Raw genomic sequence first — 15,906 nt, forward strand, 5'->3', positions numbered from 1 at the left:
CAGCGGTGAGGTGGTCGGGTAGGATAGCCGCCTGATTTGCTCGGTCTTTCCGGAGTCATGCGATGAGTAGCCTTTCCCGCGCCCAGGTCGAAGCCACCCTGCGCCAGTTCACCGATCCCCACCTCGACCAGGACCCGGTCAGCGCCGGCTGCCTGCGCGAAGTCGATATCCAGGGCGGCAACGTCCGCGTGCGCCTGGAGCTGGGTTATGCCGCCGGGCTGTTCAAGTCCGGTTGGGCACAGATGCTGAAAATGGCCCTGGAGAACCTGGCTGGCGTCGACCGCGCCGAGGTCCAGGTGGATTGCGTCATCGAGGCGCACAAGGCCCAGGAGCAGGTGCCGGCGCTGGCCAACGTGAAGAACATCATCGCCGTGGCCTCCGGCAAGGGCGGCGTGGGCAAGTCCACCACCGCCGCCAACCTGGCGCTGGCGCTGGCACGCGAAGGCGCGCGGGTGGGCATTCTCGATGCCGATATCTATGGCCCCAGCCAGGGCATCATGTTCGGCATTCCCGAAGGTACTCGGCCGAAGGTTCGCGACCAGAAGTTCTTCGTGCCGGTGGAAGCTCATGGCGTGCAGGTGATGTCCATGGCGTTCCTGACCGACGACAACACCCCTGTGGTGTGGCGCGGTCCGATGGTCTCAGGCGCGCTTATCCAGCTGATCACCCAGACCGCCTGGGAAGACCTGGACTACCTGGTTGTGGACATGCCACCGGGCACCGGCGACATCCAGCTGACCCTGGCGCAGAAGGTGCCGGTGGCCGGCGCGGTGATCGTCACCACCCCGCAGGACCTGGCGCTACTGGATGCCAAGAAGGGCGTGGAGATGTTCCGCAAGGTGAACATCCCGGTACTCGGGGTCGTGGAAAACATGGCTGTGCACATCTGCTCCAACTGCGGACACGCCGAGCACCTGTTCGGCGAGGGCGGCGGCGAGAAGCTGGCGGCCCAGTACGGCGTGGATCTGCTGGCGTCGCTGCCGCTGTCCATGGCCATCCGCATGCAGTCCGATGGTGGCAAACCCACCACCATCGCTGACCCGGAAAGCCAGATCGCGATGATCTACCAGCAGGCGGCCCGCTGCGTTGGGGCGCGCATTGCGCTGTCCGACCAGGCTGCCACCGCCATGCCGAACATCACTATCAGCGACGACTGACGCTCCGACCATCCGGCGGGGCCTTTGCCGAGGCTTTCGCCGGGCTGTAAGATTCGCCGTCAAATTTTCAGCCCCTGACAGGACGCCCGCCATGACCATCAAATCGGATAAGTGGATTCGCCGCATGGCGCTGGAGCACGGCATGATCGAGCCGTTCGTCGAGCGCCAGATTCGCGGTGCGGACGATAGCCGGGTGATTTCCTACGGCGTTTCCAGCTACGGCTATGACGTGCGCTGCGCCGCCGAATTCAAGGTGTTCACCAACATCCATTCCGCCGTGGTCGACCCGAAGAACTTCGACGAGAAGAGCTTCGTCGACATCAACAGCGACGTCTGCATCATTCCGCCGAACTCCTTCGCGCTGGCCCGCACTGTGGAATACTTCCGCATTCCCCGTGATGTGCTGACCATCTGCCTGGGCAAGAGCACCTATGCCCGCTGCGGCATCATCGTCAACGTGACCCCGCTGGAACCCGAGTGGGAAGGCCACGTGACCCTGGAGTTCTCCAACACCACCAACCTGCCGGCGAAAATCTATGCTCACGAAGGCGTGGCGCAGATGCTGTTCCTGCAGTCGGACGAGGCGTGTGAGGTCTCTTACAAGGATCGTGGCGGCAAGTACCAAGGCCAGACCGGGGTTACCTTGCCCAAGGCCTGAGGCCAATGGGCAATGAAAGAACCGGGCTCGATGCCCGGTTTTTTTGTGCCCGGTGTCCGCAGGTCGGAAAGCTTGAATGCCTGGCGGAGGGTGGGGCTCTATCCAGGGAACTCCCTACCACGGAGGAATCCGGGATGCACATCGAAAAACTCATAGAGACACTGTCGCCGGAGTCCAGCTTCCTGCTGGGGACTGTCCTGCGCGAACTACTGGCCGGTCGCGACCCGTTGCACGAGGAAGGGCCCGGCGATCCGGGACAGCCCGACGAGCCGAGTCAGCCCCATGAGCCGGGCGAGCCCACCATTCCTGATGAGCCACCACCGGCGCCGGTGGTCTGAGGTTCAGGGCACCAGCGGCAGGATGCGCTTGTGCTGGGTGTTGTCGTAGGTGCGAACGATGGTGGCGTAGGCTTCGGGGCTGACTTGCTGACCGTGCAGGAAAGCGTCGATCTCGATGTAGGTCACCCCGTGAGCTTCTTCATCGGGCTTGCCGGGGCGCAGTTCTTCCAGGTCGGCGGTGGGCACTTTGTGGACCGCGCTTTCCGGTGCGCCCAAATGACGGGCGATGCTGCGTACCTGGTTCTTTACCAGACCGGAGAGGGGGGCGAGGTCGCAGGCACCATCGCCGAACTTGGTGAAGAAGCCCATCACCGCCTCGGCTGCGTGGTCGGTACCGATCACCAGGCCATTGTTTGCGTTGGCGATGGCGAACTGGGCCACCATGCGGATGCGCGCCTTGATGTTGCCGGTGACGAAGTCGCGGCGCGCGTCGGTGAGGTGGTTCAGGTGGGTAACCTGCTCGGACAGCCCGATCACGCTGTCCGCAATGTTCACGGTTTCTTCTTCGTCGGCACGAATGAAGTTCATCGCCACCTGCGCATCCGCCTCGTCGTGCTGGACGTTGTAGGGCAGGCGCACGGCGATGAAACGGTAGCCGGCATCACCCGTCTCGGCACGCAACTCCTCGACGCTGAGTTGGGCCAGGCGGCCGGCGGTGGTGGAATCGACGCCGCCGCTGATGCCCAGCACCAGGACCTTCAGGCCGGACTTGCGCAGGCAGTCCTTGATGAAGCTCTTGCGGCGTTCGACTTCGGCCACCAGGGCTGCTTCGTCGGCGAAGGGCGGGACAACATCCAGGGCTTTGGCGATTTCTTGCTGGCGGTTGCTCATGTGCGGAGTCCTTACTGGGCGTCGGTGACGCGGAAAACGTGTTTCAGGTAGGTGACGAAATTTTCGTCGCGGCATTGGGTCTTGCCCGGCTCATCGGAAATCTTCGCCACCGGTTGGCCGTTGCAGGCTGTCATCTTGATCACGATGTTCATGGGCTCGACCCCCGGGATATCGCAGGTCAGGTTCGTGCCTATGCCGAAGCTGACCTGGATGCGCCCGCGCAGGGCGCGGTAGAGCTCGAGTGCGCGGGGCATGTCGAGGCCGTCGGAGAATACGAGGGTCTTGGTCTGTGGGTCTATGCCCAGATTCTGGTAATGCCGGATGGCTCTTTCCGCCCATTGCAGCGGGTCGCCGGAGTCGTGGCGCAGGCCGTCGAAGAGCTTGGCGAAGTACAGGTCGAAGTCGTTGAGGAAGGCCTGCATGTTGATGCAGTCGGTCAGTGCGATGCCCAGCAGGCCCCGGTACTCGCGGACCCAACAGTCGAGCGCGGCGATCTGGCTGTCGGTCAGTCGCGGGCCGAGTTGCTGATGGGCCATCAGCCATTCGTGGGCCATAGTGCCGATGGGCTTGATGTCGTACTCGCGGGCCAGGTGCACGTTGCTGGTGCCGACGAAACGGCCGGGGAAGTCGCGCTTGAGGATGTGCACGACTTCTTCCTGGACCTTATAGGAGAAGCGCCGGCGGGTACCGAAGTCCGCCAGCTGGAATCCGCTGAGTTCCTCGTCACTGGCATTGGCCTTGAGCCAGTCGAGCTTGCGATAGAGCCTTTCGCGGGCGTGGGTCAACTTGACGTCGCGATAGCGGTAACGGTTGCGGACTTCGCTGATGATCGCCAGTAACGGAATCTCGAAGAGGATCACGTGCAGCCAGGGGCCGCGCAGGCGGACGCAGATCTGGCCGTTGTCGATACCCAGTTGCAGGTAGCGCAGGTTGAAGCGGAACAGGCTGAGGAAACGGGTGAAGTCCGGCTTGATGAAGGGGATGCGCTCGAGGAAGTTCAGTTGGTCAGGAGTGATGGAGATGTCCGCCAGTTGCTCGATCTGGAAGCGGATTTCCGCGAGGTAGGGCGTCAGGTCTTCATCGTTGCGGCAGCGGAACTCCCACTCGACTTCTGCGTTGGGATAGTTGTGCAGCACCGCCTGCATCATCGTCAGCTTATAGAAGTCGGTGTCCAGCAGGTTCTGAATGATGCGGCCGGAAAAGGCGCTGTCGGGCATGGTCGGTTCTCGGGGCTCCGGGCAAACCGTGGAAAGGGCGCAGGATGCGGCACCGGCGGGTGTTACGCAAGATTGCGGGCACTACCTCCCATGCGGAATGCCGGGCAAAAGAAAAGGCACCCGAGGGTGCCTTGAAATGTGATCTATGGAGTAAGTCCACCAGATCAGAGCGATGGGGCGGTGGGAAGTTCCACCGCTTGCCGATCATTTTTGCGGGGTCAGCATCAGGCGCTTGGTGCCATAGACGGCATCGAGGTTCTGCGGCTGGAAGGGGAACTTCACGTAGCGCGCCTTCAGCCAGGCATCGATGCCGTCGGCATAGTGCGGGCTGGCCGGGTTGCCGGACTGGCCGGAGCTGTTCACACCGATCATGGGCTCGGGCTGGCCGAAGTCGACGATGATGCGCATGGCCGGAATCAGCCAGGTATCGAAGTCTTCGCCCCAGTGGTAGGCCGAGACGTTGAGGGTGGTGTGGTCACCGCCGGCCGGGTAGGGGCCGCGATCCAGATAGCCCTTCAGGGCGTTGAGGCCGCTGCGCTGGCTGGCGCTCATGTACGGCGCCAGCTGGGTGCTGTCGGTGACCCACTCATAGGTGTGCAGCTTGCCCCATTGCCAGGCCTTGCGGTCCGCTCCCAGGCGGCCTTCGGCGTAGCTGACGGCGGCGGCCAGGCTGCGCGCGAGGATGGCTGGCTTGTCTTCCTTCTGCGGGGTGTTCACATCGTCCCAGAACGGGCTGTCGACGCGCCCCAGCAGGTGATCAGCCTGGGCTGAATAGGACAGGTCGGCGGTCTGCACCAGGGTGCGCCAGGCCGGGTTGCTCTCCGGGCCCAGTTCGTCGAGGAAGATCTGCCGCGCGCTTTCGTGGAGGAAGGCGCCGTAGTAGGCGGCGTCGGCCGACGTCGGACTGAGGCGGCCGTCGAACGACAGCAGACGGTCGAGGCCTTCCTGGGCCTTGGCCCGGTCGGTGGGCGGCAGGGCATTGATGGCCTGTTTGAGCGGCTGGGCCATGCCGGGGTCCTGCAGCATGGTCTTGAGCTTGGCCGGGAATGGGCTGGTCTGGTCGTACTGCATGGTGATCATGCTCTGCCAGTCGTGCTTGCCGCTGCCGCCAGCCAGTTCGGCGATGCGCTCGGCGCGCTCCGGGTAGTACCAGGAGTTGGACAGCTGCACGCCGTAGCCGCCCTGCACGGTGCGGTGGTTGGCGGTGCCGAGCCAGCCCTGAGCCGGGTCCTGGTCGTAAGGATGGAGCATCGGGTCGGCGTAGCCGTCCCAGTCGTAGCGGCCGTCCCAGCCTGGGGAAGGCAGCAGGCCACGGCCTTCGCGGCGGTTCGGGTAGCGGCCGGTCACCTGCCAGGCGATGTGCTTGTCATCGGCGTAGAGGATGTTCAGGCCCGTTGCACGGATGGAGCGGGTGGCCTCGTGGGCTTGGTCCACTGACTGTGCGCGGGACAGGGCAAAGAAGGCGTCCAGGGACTGGTCGGCTTCAAACTGGCTGGTCTGCAGGGCGATGCCATAGCCGCTCTTGATTTCCATGGGCTGGAGCGGGTGCTTGCGCTGGCCAAGCACCGAGTTCAGCAGTGGGCCGTGGCGGGTTTCGTAGATTACTTCGCGTACCGGGCGTTCGCCTTTGACGAAGAAGGTCTCCATGCGCTCGCTGGCAGGCACCCACTTGCCGTTGGCCTGGTAGTAAAGACGGCTGCCTTCGCGCTTGATCTTCTCGAGGAACAGATCCTGGTTGTCGCCCATGACCATGGTCATGCCCCAGGCCAGCTTGCCGTTGTAGCCGGCGACCACGGCCGGTACACCGGCGATGGAGACACCGGCGGCCTGGAACTTCGGCGAGCGGATCTGCACGAAGTTCCAGACCGAAGGCATGGAGATGGGCAGGTGGGTGTCATTGGCCAGGATGCTGCGGCCGGTGCGGCTCTTCTGCGGTGCGATGGCCCAGTTGTTCGAGGCGGCGACGCCAAGCATGTCGAGCGAGGCGATCTGGTTGGCGGCATCATCCAGCGCAGTCAGGCCAGGAATCTGGCCGCCCAGTTGCAGGCCCTTGAGCTTCTCGGCTTCCTCGAACGGCAGCGGTTCGTCGGGATAGATGGGGGTGAGCCAGGCCAGCTTGTCGGCGCCGACCTTCTGCGCCAGGACCAGGGAGGCGATTTCCTCCTGCAGGTTCACCGCCAGGCCAAAGTTCAGCAGGGTGAAGACCAGCGCCGAGTCCTCGGGCTTCCAGTAGGCCGGTTTGTAGCCGGACTCGGCCAGGTCCATCGGCAGTTTGTCGCGGTAGCGATAGAGATAAGCGTTGACGCCGCGGGCGTAGACCGCGAAGAACTCCTTCAGGCGGGGCGAGGAGTTCTTGTAGAGGATGTCGGCACTCTTGCGCAGGTTCACGGCGCGCATGAACCGGTCGATTTCCAGCACGCCGGGTCCGGCCAGTTCCGCGAGGCGGCCTTCGGCCATCAGGCGCAGGCCAACCATCTGGCTGAGGCGATCGGAAGCGTGGACGTAGCCGAGGGTGAACAGCGCGTCGTGGAAGGTGGTGGTTTCAATCAGCGGCATGCCCAGCGGGTTGCGGCGGATCGACACGCTCTGCGCGAGGCCTTTTACCGGCTGGAAGCCGGAGGTGGGCGGCAGGCTGTCCGAGTAGCGGCTGTCCAGCCAGGACTGGCAGCCACTGAGACCGATCATGGCGCCAGCGGCGGCGGCAACGCAGAACCGGGGGAGGAAGCGCTTGAAGGCTGGCGAAGCCATGGAACGGGCTCTCCTGAGAGGGGCATCGGATCAAACGCGCTACGTTAGTGAGCCGCCCCGCGCCGTGCAAGCACCGCCCGCCCTACTTTTTCACGTTACCCGGATTCACCTGTTCCACTAGTGCATAGGCGCGGATGGTCGCCGGGCGCGCCTGGATATCCAGATACCAACGCTTGAGGTTGGGGAAGTCGTCGAGGTTCTGTTCCTGCCAGGGGTGGCGGTCGATCCAGGGATAGATGGCCATGTCGGCGATGCTGTACTCGCTGCCGGCCACGTAGGCGCGGTCGGCTAATCGCTTGTCCAGCACGCCATAGAGGCGGGCGGTTTCCTTCATGTAGCGCTGGATGGCGTAGGGCAGCTTCTCCGGGGCGAAACGGTTGAAGTGATGGTTCTGCCCGGCCATCGGCCCGAGCCCACCCATTTGCCAAAACAGCCATTGCAGGCATTCCTGGCGGCCACGCAGGTCCTTGGGAATGAAGCGGCCGGTCTTCTCGGCCAGGTAGAGCAGAATGGCGCCGGATTCGAACAGCGACAGCGGCTCGGCGCCATCTGCTGGTTCGTGGTCGACGATGGCCGGGATGCGGTTGTTCGGCGAGATCTTCAGGAAGTGCGGCTGGAACTGCTCGTCCCTGCCGATATTGATCGGATGGAGTCGATAGGGCAGGCCGGCTTCCTCGAGGAACAGGCTGATCTTGTGGCCGTTGGGCGTGGTCCAGTAGTAGAGGTCGATCATCGACAAGGCTCCTGGGGCGTAGGCTTGGTCCGGAAACGAAAAGGCCCGCACTTGGCGGGCCTGGTGAGTGTCAGCAACGTCAGGCGCCGTGGCACTTCTTGAACTTTTTCTGGCTGCCGCAGGGGCAGGGATCGTTGCGGCCCACTTCCTTCAGCGGGTTGCGCACCGGCTCCTGGTGGCCGTGATTGCAGTGCGGGCCGTGGACGTGGCCGTGATGGTGGTCGTGATCATGGTCGTGGTTGCAGTTCGGACCATGTACGTGGGGTTCTTGGCTCATGAAGGTACTACTCCGGGATGTAACTGCCGGGGATTATCTCGCCATTGCGGCTCAGGTGCACGCTCTTGCCGAACATCAATCCAGTCTTAACTTCGCCTTGCAGGCGGTACTTGATGGGCTCGTCGGGCTTTTCCAGCAGCTTCACGATGTACTTCATGTGTCGCCACAGGTTGGTGCGCACCGGTACTTCGAAGGTCTGGCTGCCATGGGCGGGTACGGTGAACCAGGTACTGGATTCGCCGGATGCCAGCTTCACTTCATTGAGGTGAACGGTGTAGACCAAGCCGCGCACTGGCAGGCTGACGTCGTTGGGGTTGTCTATGCGAAAACGCAGCACGAACTGTTGTTCCAGCAGTTTGGCGCGTACCACGTCCACCTTGAGAAGGCGCACGTCGGGGTCCTGGAAGCTGTCGCTGATCCAGGTGGAGCATCCACTGAGGCCCGAAAATGGGAGGGCGAAGAAAAACAGTAGGCTGAGAATTCTTATCGTTTGCGCCTGGGAAAACATTGCAATACTCCAAGTGACGCTCCAGTGTAACAAGCAACTGCTCGGCCGCAACCAGTTGTGGGGGGAAAAAAAGCTGCGCCATACTGCAAGACAATTCGGACAGGAGTGTGACCAATGGGGCGTTATGAGATCGCCTTTTCCGGAAAGCTGGTACCAGGGGCGCAAAGGGAAGTGGTGCAGGCCAATCTGGCCAGGCTTTTCCAGGCCGATGCCCAACGCGTTGCCATGCTGTTCTCTGGTCGGCGCGTGATTCTCAAGAACAACCTGGATGAAGCCGCTGCCGAAAAATATCGCTCGACCCTGGAGCGCGCCGGTGCGCTGGTCGAAGTGGCATCCATGGAACCGGAAATAGAAGAGGTGGAACTGGCTCCGCCGCCCGAACCCGAACCGCAGGTTCAGCCGGTCCCAGCGCCCAACGCCGCGCAGCAGGCTGCATCGCCTGGTCGTTTGAAGGTGGTGCCGCGTGATGAATACATGGCTGCTTTCGTCGGTGTGGACGCACCGGACTTCGGTATCGCGCCGGTTGGCGCCGACCTTCAGGATGCCAAGCCACAATCGACGGCGCCACTCTACGACTTCTCCACTCTCAGCCTGGCGCCCGTAGGCAGCGACATGGGACAGCAGAAAACACCCCCGTCAGGCCCCCCGCCAGATACGTCGCATTTGCGGCTTGAAGAGCGCAAATAGATAGAGAAAGGCCCGCGATTGCGGGCCTTTTTTGTCAGTGCCTCAGAAATAACTCGAGCAACATTTCTTGAACTTGAGGCCACTGCCACAAGGGCAAGGATCGTTGCGGCTCGCCGTCACCGGGACGGTCGGGTCGAGGAAGTACCAGTGGTTATCCGCCTGGACGAAAGCCGAACGTTCACGATGGCTGTGCTCACCACTCTGGTCGTGCCAGCGTGCAGTGAAGGTAACGAACGCGTGCTCCGGCTGGCCGCCGAGCAACTCATGGCATTCCACCTCCAGCCCGAGCCAGGTGCTGCCAAGGCTCCAGGCGCGGATGGCCTCGATATCCAGCCCGGAGCGCTGGGCGGGCAGGGTGGTTTCCACCAGATAATCCACCAGGCCCAGTACATAGGCGCTGTAACGCGAACGCATCAGTGCCTCGGCGCTGGCGGCAGGATGACCGACATGATGGCGGCCGCAGCAGACTTCGAGGCGGTTGCCACTTCCGCAGGGGCAGATCGCAGTGCTCATGGCTTACCACCAGTATTTGCCGAAGTTTTCCGGGTTGGCCCAGAACTTCGCGTTCAGCCAATCGGGGACCTGCTTGTATTCGCGCAGGTCGTAGGTGAACAGAGTGAGGGTCTGCTCTTCGCGGCGAAAGCGCTCGCTTGCCTGGAGAGCGAGAGAAAAGAAGTCGGTGTCCCGCCAGCCGCAGGCACTGAGGTCGGCCAGCACCGCCACCCGACTGGCATTCAGATTACGGATACCGCCAAGCAGTTCCAGTCCGGTTCGCTTGGGCAGGTGTTCCAGGCAGTCCGCCAGCAGGGCGAGGTCGAAGCGCTTTGCGGCCTGTTCCGCTGGCAGCGTTCCGGCTGGCACTTGCACGACCTGGCTGTCGGGGTGTGCGGCGGCGAACGCTTCAAGGGCAGGAAGCGGGCTGTTGCCCACCAGCAGGAGGCTTTGCGGCGCGTAGCGTTCGAGCAGGGCCGCGAGTGCCTGCTGGGGTGTGCGGAAAGAGAAGCTGTCAGTCATCGAAAATCCTCGAACAAGTGGAGCAAGACTAGCCCGAAGGCGAGTCATGGCCTAGTGCTGGCGGTTTCCGGGGCTGGCGTCTTTACTCCCTAATTGTCGGTATGGGCCGATTCTAAGAGGAGACTCGCTTATGAGCATTACACGGACAGCTTTACCCCTAATCCTGGTGACCAGCTTGTTGACCGGTTGCGCCGGTCTGCAGAAGACCGACTGGCCCAAGTGTGCAGCAGTAGGTGGTGTGGTAGGTGCGGGGCTGGGTGCGATCGAAAGCAGTACTTACGCTGGCTGGGGCGCCTTGATCGGCGCCGGTACGGCAGCTGCCTATTGCTGGGTACACGGCGATGGTGACGAAGACGGCGATGGCGTATTCGACAGCCGTGACAAGTGCCCTGGCACACCGCCCGGCACCCAAGTGGACGCTGACGGTTGCCCGCTCAAGGCAGAAGAGCCAGTGGTTGAAGAAGTGGTCGTCGAGCACGAAACCATTGTTGTCCGTGACCTGCTGTTCGCCTTCGACTCCTCGAAACTCGATGCGGCAGACGAAGCCACCCTCGACAACGTAGCTACTCGCCTGAAAAACGAAGCACCTGACGCCAAGTTGACCATCACCGGTCACACTGACAGCGTTGGTTCCGACGCCTACAACCAGAAACTCTCCGAGCGTCGCGCCCATGCGGTTGCAGACTATCTGGTGCGCAGCGGCATCCCGGCCTCCAATATCGTCAGTGTTGGTGGTGCGGGTGAAAGCCAGCCAGTGGCCGACAACTCCAGCAAAGACGGTCGCTCCATGAACCGTCGCGTAGAAATCCAGATCGACCGTTAAACCCCGGTAAGCCTGCGGCGCGCGCCTTGTGCGCCGTGGGCGCCGGGTCTTTACTCCTGTGTTACCGGCCTGGCCGGTGGCACAGGAGAATCATCATGGGCAACCAACTTCCCCGGGTTGCGATTTCACTTCTTCTGGTCAGCAGTTTCCTGTCTGGTTGCGCGTCCACGTCCAGTGATGGCCGTGCGGTGTTGAATCAGGGGAATTGGCCAATCTGTAGTCTGGTCGGTGGTCTCGTAGGTGGTGGGTTAGGCGCCGTGGAAAGTTCTGCCTGGGCGGCCGGTGGTGCCGCGGCAGGTGCCATAGTCGGTGGCCTCATCTGCTTTGCGCAGGATGGCGATGCCGATGGCGATGGTGTTTTCGATCGTCGCGATACCTGCCCCAATACACCCGCCGGAGCGACGGTCGATAGCCGGGGCTGTCCGGAACGGACTTATCCGCAGGCACCTCCGGAGCCCGTCCCGCCGCCACAGGACGAAGTCATCGTCCTCAGCGATATGGGCAACGTGCTCTTCGCATTCGATTCGGCCGAACTGACCTCTGCAGCGAAAGACCAACTGGCAGCAGTTGCCAATCGACTCACTGGCGCCAACCTGGTCAGCGTCAAGGTGATCGGCCACACCGACAGCGTGGGTTCCGATCAGTACAACCAGGGGCTTTCCGAGCGACGGGCGAGGAGCGTGGCGGACTTCCTGGCGAGCCAGGGCGTACCTGCTGACAAGCTGACGACCGAAGGCGTGGGCGAGAGCAAACCGGTGGCGGACAACGAGACGGATGCCGGGCGCGCGCAGAATCGCAGGGTGGAAATCCAGGTCGACCGCTGACGGATTTCCTGCGCCGTATCAAGGAGTCGATTGCAAGTGAATGCTTTTCCCGGCGACGCACTGGTGCGTCGCCGGGCTTCGGCGTATGTTCCGCAAAAACTCGAACAATGCCGGGAGGAAGGCATGCGTTTATTCATGGGGCTGGGCAAGGTAGTTGCCCTGTTGTTCTGGCTGGTCGTCATTGCCAACGTCGCTGCACCGTTCACAAAACCATTCGACATGCTGCTCAACGGTGCCGGAATCCTGCTGATCCTGGTCCACCTGTTCGAAATCATGCTGTTCAATTCCTTGCTGCACGGCCGCGCCAATCCCTGGCAGGACCGCCTGCAGCTGCTCCTGTTCGGCGTCTTCCATCTGCTCAGCATTCCGCGTCATCGCGGCAAGGAGGCACGTCATGCGTAAGCTGGGCCTCCTGCTCGCACTGATCACCCCCGTCGCCCTGGCCCAGGGCCAGGTGAAGGTGGACGCTCACAACTTCCTCAAGCTGCCCCCCAGAGCTGGGAGCCTCAGTCTCGACCAGGTCGAAGTGGCCGACTACGCCACACTACTGATTCCCGCAGGCGTTACCGAGCTGCGCATTGGCGAGTTGCGCATGGGGCGCGAGGCCCGACTTGGCATCGCACCGTCCGAGAAGGCTTTTCGTCTCGAAGTGCAGCATGGCGAGATCGGTACCGGCAGCCATATCACCGCATCGGGCGCGGCCGGCAGCATGAGCAGACCGGCTAGCGCGGGACGCAACCTCGAACTGCGCCTGGTGGATGTCCAAGTGAATGAAATGACCCTGGATGTGCGCGGCGGCATCGGCGCACCGGGACGGCCGGGGCTGGCTGGCGCCGACGGCGATGCTGCCGGTTGCCTCTGGGGCTCCGCCGGCCGTGGCTGGGACGGTCAACCCGGCACCGATGGCGAGGCTGGTGGTGCGGGCGGTCAGGTGCGCCTTGAAGTGCCGGCATCTTTCCCGGTGGATCTGGTGCGCGTGCGTCTCGAAGGTGGCGTGGGCGGCGCTGCGGGAGAGGGCGGTGCCGGTGGCCATGGAGGTGCCGGCAAAGGCTGCTTGCTGTACAAGGCCGACGGCGCCAAGAGTGGGCGCGCCGGGCAACCCGGCAAGGTCGGTGCTGCCGGCAATACCGGCAGCTTCAAGGTCGTACGATTCTGATCGAGGGCAGGCGCACAGGGACGTGCGCCTGATTCAGAAACTGGGGCGAATGGCGACTATGGTCACCAGCGTCAGCCCGATCAGCAGGTTGAATCCCACCACGCGGCGGATGCGACCGAGCACCGCGCCCCCCTCCGGCCAGTTTTCCGCATTCACCGCCGCACGCAGCTGCGGCAGCAGCAAGGCACTCACCCTCAGGAACAGTGCCAGCATCGCCACATACAGACCGATCATCATGTGCACATAGCGCGGCGCGGTTTCCATGCTGGCGTACGACATATGCAGCATGCCCACGCCGGTGAAGGGCAGGACCAGGACCGCCGGCCATACCCAATAGAAGAAACGGCGGAACACATCCAGCCAGAGACGCAGCCTGGCCGGGGGCTCCAAGGTGGCGACGGCGGCGGGGCGCAGGATCATCCAGGCGAAGAACATGCCGCCGACCCATACCAGGGCGGCCAGCAGATGCAGGGCGTAAAGGGCTGCGTGGGCAGTCATCCGGTCAACTCCATTCGGCGGGTAAAAGAAGGCGCGCTATCATAGCCGTCCTGTTAAAGTACTGAAAATTTATCCAGCTCTTCCCGCCGCAGTCATCCATGCTCAGCACCGAACTCAAATCCCAGATCCAGGGCGCCTACAGCCGTTTTCTCGAAGCCAAGGGGCTGAAGGCCCGCTATGGCCAGCGCCTGATGATTGCCGAGGTAGCCAAGGCCCTGGGTGCCATTCCCGTGGACGACGAAGGTCACCGCGAGGGCGAGCCTGCCGTGGTGGCGGTGGAGGCGGGTACTGGTACCGGCAAGACCGTGGCCTACAGCCTGGCGACCATTCCCGCAGCAAAGGCTGCCGGCAAACGCCTGGTGATTGCCACCGCCACCGTGGCGCTGCAGGAGCAGATCGTCCACAAGGACCTGCCCGACCTGATGCGCAACAGCGGCCTGAACTTCAGCTTCGCCCTGGCCAAGGGGCGTGGCCGCTATCTCTGTCTGTCCAAGCTCGACATGCTGCTGCAGGAAGGCCAGGCGCAGAGTGCCACGGCCCAGCTGTTCGCCGACGAAGGCTTCACCATCGACGTCGACGAGAAAGGGCAGAAACTCCTCAATCAGATGATCGAACGCCTCGCCGGCAACCGTTGGGACGGCGATCGCGATTCCTGGCCTGAAGCCATCGAGGACCAGGACTGGGCTCGCGTCACTACCGACCACAGCCAGTGCACCAAACGCCATTGCCCGAACTTCCAGCAGTGCGCTTTCTATAAGGCACGGGAAGGCATGACCAAGGTGGACGTCATCGTCACCAACCATGACATGGTGCTCGCCGACCTGGCCCTGGGCGGTGGTGCCGTACTGCCGGACCCGCGCGAAACGATGTACGTGTTCGACGAAGGTCATCACCTGCCGGACAAGGCCATCGGCCACTTCGCCCATTACACCCGACTGCGTTCCACCGCCGATTGGCTGGAACAGGTGGCGAAGAATCTCACCAAGCTGTTGGCGCAGAACCCCCTCCCAGGCGATTTCGGTCGTCTGGTGGAAGGCGTACCCGAGTTGGCTCGGGAGATTCGTACTCACCAGCAGTTCATGTTCAACGCTTGTGAGGAGATTGCGGACTTCCGCGCCGGTGAGGACATGGAAGGCCGCGACCGTCCCCGCCATCGTTTCGAGGCCGGTGTTGTGCCGGAGCACCTGCGAGAGTTGGGTATCGAGCTGAAGAAAGGCTTCTCCAGGCTGCACGACGTCTTCACCCGGCTGACCGAGTTGCTCAAGGAAGCCATGGACGGTGAAGCCAGCATCGGCGTCGCCAGTCATCAGGCCGAAGAGTGGTATCCCCTGTTCGGTAGCCTGCTGTCTCGTGCCCAGGGTAATTGGGAGCTGTGGACGGCCTTCACCGTCGAAGATCCGGAGGACAGTCCGCCCATGGCGCGCTGGCTGACGCTCGCTGAAAGCGGGGCGCTGCATGACATCGAGGTCAATGCCAGCCCCATCCTCGCCGCTGAGACGCTACGCCGTAACCTGTGGAATGTGGCATACGGTGCGCTGGTCACTTCCGCAACCCTCACCGCGCTGGGCAAGTTTGACCGTTTCCGCATGCGCGCCGGCCTGCCCAAGGTCGCGGTCACTGCCGTCGTGCCTAGCCCGTTCCAGCATGCCGATGCCGGTCTGTTGCGTGTTCCTGACCTGAAAGCCGACCCGCGCGATGCCGCCGCTCACACTGCCGCCATCGTCCGTGAATTGCCTGCTCTGGTGGAGGGCGCACGCGGCACGCTGGTGCTGTTTGCCTCGCGTCGGCAGATGCAGGATGTCTTCGAAGGGCTGGACCGTGACTGGCGCAAGCGCGTGCTGATCCAGGGCAACCTGTCCAAGCAGGAAACCTTGAACAAGCACAAGGCACGGGTGGACGACGGCGAGCCCAGCGTGCTCTTCGGTTTGGCGAGCTTCTCCGAAGGTGTCGACTTGCCGGGTGCCTACTGCGAACACGTGGTGATCGCCAAAATTCCCTTCGCCGTACCGGACGACCCGGTGGAAGCGGCGTTGTCCGATTGGATCGAGGCCCGCGGCGGTAACCCCTTCATGGAGATTGCCGTGCCCGATGCCTCCCTGCGTCTGGTGCAGGCATGTGGTCGCCTGCTGCGTACAGAGGCCGACCGAGGCACCATCACGCTGTTGGATCGACGCGTGGTCACCCAGCGCTACGGCCGCGCCATTCTCGATGCCCTGCCGCCGTTCCGTCGCGAGATCGCCTGATACAGGACTGCCCTTGACGCTGAGCGCCCCCCATCTGCGATGATGCCGGGGTTTTTGCGGACGCCCAGAGCGCCCGCCTTGTCCCGCTTCGTTTTGTCGCACAGTTGGCGAGATACGAACTTTTTGCGGTCTATGCTCAGCATTCTCTTGGGAACTCCGGTCCGATGCTTTCGATACCAAAACGCCCCCTCGCC

General features: G+C 63.0%; 18 protein-coding genes. 9 read left to right on the forward strand and 9 right to left on the reverse strand.

Annotated elements, in window-relative coordinates:
- Positions 1-62 precede the first annotated feature (62 nt).
- The 3 genes from apbC (at position 63) to E8E75_RS18490 (ending at position 2,153) form a co-directional block, all read left to right on the forward strand.
- Positions 63-1,157 (forward strand): iron-sulfur cluster carrier protein ApbC, encoded by a 1,095-nt coding sequence (apbC, locus tag E8E75_RS18480; protein ID WP_120649782.1) that lies wholly within the window; start codon positions 63-65, stop codon positions 1,155-1,157.
- 91 nt (positions 1,158-1,248) lie between these two features.
- On the forward strand, positions 1,249-1,815 hold the full coding sequence (gene dcd / locus E8E75_RS18485) for a dCTP deaminase (RefSeq protein WP_153917269.1): 567 nt from the start codon (positions 1,249-1,251) through the stop codon (positions 1,813-1,815).
- 134 nt (positions 1,816-1,949) lie between these two features.
- A complete protein-coding gene (locus E8E75_RS18490; protein WP_153917271.1) occupies positions 1,950-2,153 on the forward strand; it encodes a hypothetical protein in 204 nt (67 codons plus the stop codon).
- A 3-nt stretch (positions 2,154-2,156) separates the two neighbouring features.
- Here E8E75_RS18490 and nadE read toward each other — a convergent pair whose 3' ends face one another.
- The 6 genes from nadE to E8E75_RS18520 all read right to left on the reverse strand — a co-directional run bounded on the left by nadE (position 2,157) and on the right by E8E75_RS18520 (position 8,467).
- Positions 2,157-2,984 (reverse strand): ammonia-dependent NAD(+) synthetase, encoded by an 828-nt coding sequence (nadE, locus tag E8E75_RS18495; RefSeq protein WP_120649785.1) that lies wholly within the window; start codon positions 2,982-2,984, stop codon positions 2,157-2,159.
- Between the two features lie 11 nt (positions 2,985-2,995).
- Positions 2,996-4,201 carry a nicotinate phosphoribosyltransferase gene (gene pncB / locus E8E75_RS18500; RefSeq protein ID WP_153917273.1) on the reverse strand — a complete coding sequence of 402 codons (1,206 nt, stop codon included), beginning with the start codon at positions 4,199-4,201 and terminating at the stop codon, positions 2,996-2,998.
- 204 nt (positions 4,202-4,405) lie between these two features.
- Positions 4,406-6,949, reverse strand: coding sequence for a penicillin acylase family protein (locus tag E8E75_RS18505; RefSeq protein WP_153917275.1), 2,544 nt, complete (start codon positions 6,947-6,949; stop codon positions 4,406-4,408).
- Between the two features lie 82 nt (positions 6,950-7,031).
- Positions 7,032-7,682: a glutathione binding-like protein gene (locus tag E8E75_RS18510; protein ID WP_120649788.1), complete on the reverse strand. Its 651-nt coding sequence runs from the start codon at positions 7,680-7,682 to the stop codon at positions 7,032-7,034.
- Between the two features lie 79 nt (positions 7,683-7,761).
- Positions 7,762-7,959: an SEC-C metal-binding domain-containing protein gene (locus tag E8E75_RS18515; RefSeq protein ID WP_120649789.1), complete on the reverse strand. Its 198-nt coding sequence runs from the start codon at positions 7,957-7,959 to the stop codon at positions 7,762-7,764.
- A 7-nt stretch (positions 7,960-7,966) separates the two neighbouring features.
- Complete coding sequence (locus E8E75_RS18520; RefSeq protein WP_120649790.1) at positions 7,967-8,467, reverse strand: LEA type 2 family protein; 501 nt, start codon at positions 8,465-8,467, stop codon at positions 7,967-7,969.
- 114 nt (positions 8,468-8,581) lie between these two features.
- On the opposite strand from E8E75_RS18520, the gene E8E75_RS18525 reads away from it, so the two are divergent.
- Positions 8,582-9,154, forward strand: a complete 573-nt coding sequence (locus tag E8E75_RS18525) for a hypothetical protein (RefSeq protein WP_153917278.1) — start codon at positions 8,582-8,584, stop codon at positions 9,152-9,154.
- A gap of 42 nt (positions 9,155-9,196) precedes the next feature.
- Here the strand turns inward: E8E75_RS18525 and E8E75_RS18530 are convergent, their stop codons facing one another.
- Together E8E75_RS18530 and E8E75_RS18535 are read right to left on the reverse strand one after the other, a co-directional pair.
- Positions 9,197-9,667 carry a YchJ family protein gene (locus tag E8E75_RS18530; protein ID WP_153917280.1) on the reverse strand — a complete coding sequence of 157 codons (471 nt, stop codon included), beginning with the start codon at positions 9,665-9,667 and terminating at the stop codon, positions 9,197-9,199.
- A gap of 3 nt (positions 9,668-9,670) precedes the next feature.
- A complete protein-coding gene (locus tag E8E75_RS18535) occupies positions 9,671-10,168 on the reverse strand; it encodes a DUF6231 family protein (protein WP_120649793.1) in 498 nt (165 codons plus the stop codon).
- A gap of 130 nt (positions 10,169-10,298) precedes the next feature.
- Between E8E75_RS18535 and E8E75_RS18540 the strand changes: the two genes are divergently transcribed.
- The 4 genes from E8E75_RS18540 to E8E75_RS18555 all read left to right on the forward strand — a co-directional run bounded on the left by E8E75_RS18540 (position 10,299) and on the right by E8E75_RS18555 (position 12,971).
- Positions 10,299-10,991, forward strand: coding sequence for an OmpA family protein (locus E8E75_RS18540; protein WP_153917282.1), 693 nt, complete (start codon positions 10,299-10,301; stop codon positions 10,989-10,991).
- Positions 10,992-11,086: 95 nt separating this feature from the next.
- The gene (locus tag E8E75_RS18545; RefSeq protein WP_120649795.1) at positions 11,087-11,815 is read left to right on the forward strand and encodes an OmpA family protein; all 729 of its coding nucleotides are present in this window, start codon (positions 11,087-11,089) and stop codon (positions 11,813-11,815) included.
- A 123-nt stretch (positions 11,816-11,938) separates the two neighbouring features.
- The gene (locus tag E8E75_RS18550) at positions 11,939-12,217 is read left to right on the forward strand and encodes a DUF1145 domain-containing protein (RefSeq protein WP_120649796.1); all 279 of its coding nucleotides are present in this window, start codon (positions 11,939-11,941) and stop codon (positions 12,215-12,217) included.
- Positions 12,210-12,971, forward strand: coding sequence for a collagen-like protein (locus tag E8E75_RS18555; RefSeq protein WP_120649797.1), 762 nt, complete (start codon positions 12,210-12,212; stop codon positions 12,969-12,971). The genes E8E75_RS18550 and E8E75_RS18555 overlap by 8 nt, the downstream gene beginning before the upstream one ends.
- A gap of 33 nt (positions 12,972-13,004) precedes the next feature.
- On the opposite strand, the gene E8E75_RS18560 is transcribed toward E8E75_RS18555, so the two are convergent.
- On the reverse strand, positions 13,005-13,469 hold the full coding sequence (locus tag E8E75_RS18560; RefSeq protein ID WP_153917284.1) for a CopD family protein: 465 nt from the start codon (positions 13,467-13,469) through the stop codon (positions 13,005-13,007).
- A gap of 98 nt (positions 13,470-13,567) precedes the next feature.
- Here E8E75_RS18560 and dinG point away from each other — a divergent pair, with 98 nt between their 5' ends.
- On the forward strand, positions 13,568-15,712 hold the full coding sequence (gene dinG / locus E8E75_RS18565) for an ATP-dependent DNA helicase DinG (RefSeq protein ID WP_153917286.1): 2,145 nt from the start codon (positions 13,568-13,570) through the stop codon (positions 15,710-15,712).
- The last annotated feature ends 194 nt before the right edge of the window (positions 15,713-15,906 follow it).

Origin of the sequence: Pseudomonas sp. BN606 (genome assembly GCF_029873115.1) — a bacterium.
Classification (GTDB): Bacteria; Pseudomonadota; Gammaproteobacteria; order Pseudomonadales; family Pseudomonadaceae; genus Metapseudomonas.

Excerpts from the sequence above, each read along its gene's own strand:
- E8E75_RS18530 (WP_153917280.1), bottom strand. The coding sequence starts at position 9,667 with ATGAGCACTGCGATCTGCCCCTGCGGAAGTGGCAACCGCCTCGAAGTC.
- dcd (WP_153917269.1), top strand. The coding sequence starts at position 1,249 with ATGACCATCAAATCGGATAAGTGGATTCGCCGCATGGCGCTGGAGCAC.
- E8E75_RS18505 (WP_153917275.1), bottom strand. The coding sequence starts at position 6,949 with ATGGCTTCGCCAGCCTTCAAGCGCTTCCTCCCCCGGTTCTGCGTTGCC.
- E8E75_RS18515 (WP_120649789.1), bottom strand. The coding sequence starts at position 7,959 with ATGAGCCAAGAACCCCACGTACATGGTCCGAACTGCAACCACGACCAT.
- E8E75_RS18490 (WP_153917271.1), top strand. The coding sequence starts at position 1,950 with ATGCACATCGAAAAACTCATAGAGACACTGTCGCCGGAGTCCAGCTTC.
- E8E75_RS18545 (WP_120649795.1), top strand. The coding sequence starts at position 11,087 with ATGGGCAACCAACTTCCCCGGGTTGCGATTTCACTTCTTCTGGTCAGC.
- E8E75_RS18540 (WP_153917282.1), top strand. The coding sequence starts at position 10,299 with ATGAGCATTACACGGACAGCTTTACCCCTAATCCTGGTGACCAGCTTG.
- E8E75_RS18510 (WP_120649788.1), bottom strand. The coding sequence starts at position 7,682 with ATGATCGACCTCTACTACTGGACCACGCCCAACGGCCACAAGATCAGC.
- E8E75_RS18535 (WP_120649793.1), bottom strand. The coding sequence starts at position 10,168 with ATGACTGACAGCTTCTCTTTCCGCACACCCCAGCAGGCACTCGCGGCC.
- apbC (WP_120649782.1), top strand. The coding sequence starts at position 63 with ATGAGTAGCCTTTCCCGCGCCCAGGTCGAAGCCACCCTGCGCCAGTTC.
- E8E75_RS18550 (WP_120649796.1), top strand. The coding sequence starts at position 11,939 with ATGCGTTTATTCATGGGGCTGGGCAAGGTAGTTGCCCTGTTGTTCTGG.
- nadE (WP_120649785.1), bottom strand. The coding sequence starts at position 2,984 with ATGAGCAACCGCCAGCAAGAAATCGCCAAAGCCCTGGATGTTGTCCCG.
- E8E75_RS18555 (WP_120649797.1), top strand. The coding sequence starts at position 12,210 with ATGCGTAAGCTGGGCCTCCTGCTCGCACTGATCACCCCCGTCGCCCTG.
- E8E75_RS18525 (WP_153917278.1), top strand. The coding sequence starts at position 8,582 with ATGGGGCGTTATGAGATCGCCTTTTCCGGAAAGCTGGTACCAGGGGCG.
- E8E75_RS18560 (WP_153917284.1), bottom strand. The coding sequence starts at position 13,469 with ATGACTGCCCACGCAGCCCTTTACGCCCTGCATCTGCTGGCCGCCCTG.
- E8E75_RS18520 (WP_120649790.1), bottom strand. The coding sequence starts at position 8,467 with ATGTTTTCCCAGGCGCAAACGATAAGAATTCTCAGCCTACTGTTTTTC.
- dinG (WP_153917286.1), top strand. The coding sequence starts at position 13,568 with ATGCTCAGCACCGAACTCAAATCCCAGATCCAGGGCGCCTACAGCCGT.
- pncB (WP_153917273.1), bottom strand. The coding sequence starts at position 4,201 with ATGCCCGACAGCGCCTTTTCCGGCCGCATCATTCAGAACCTGCTGGAC.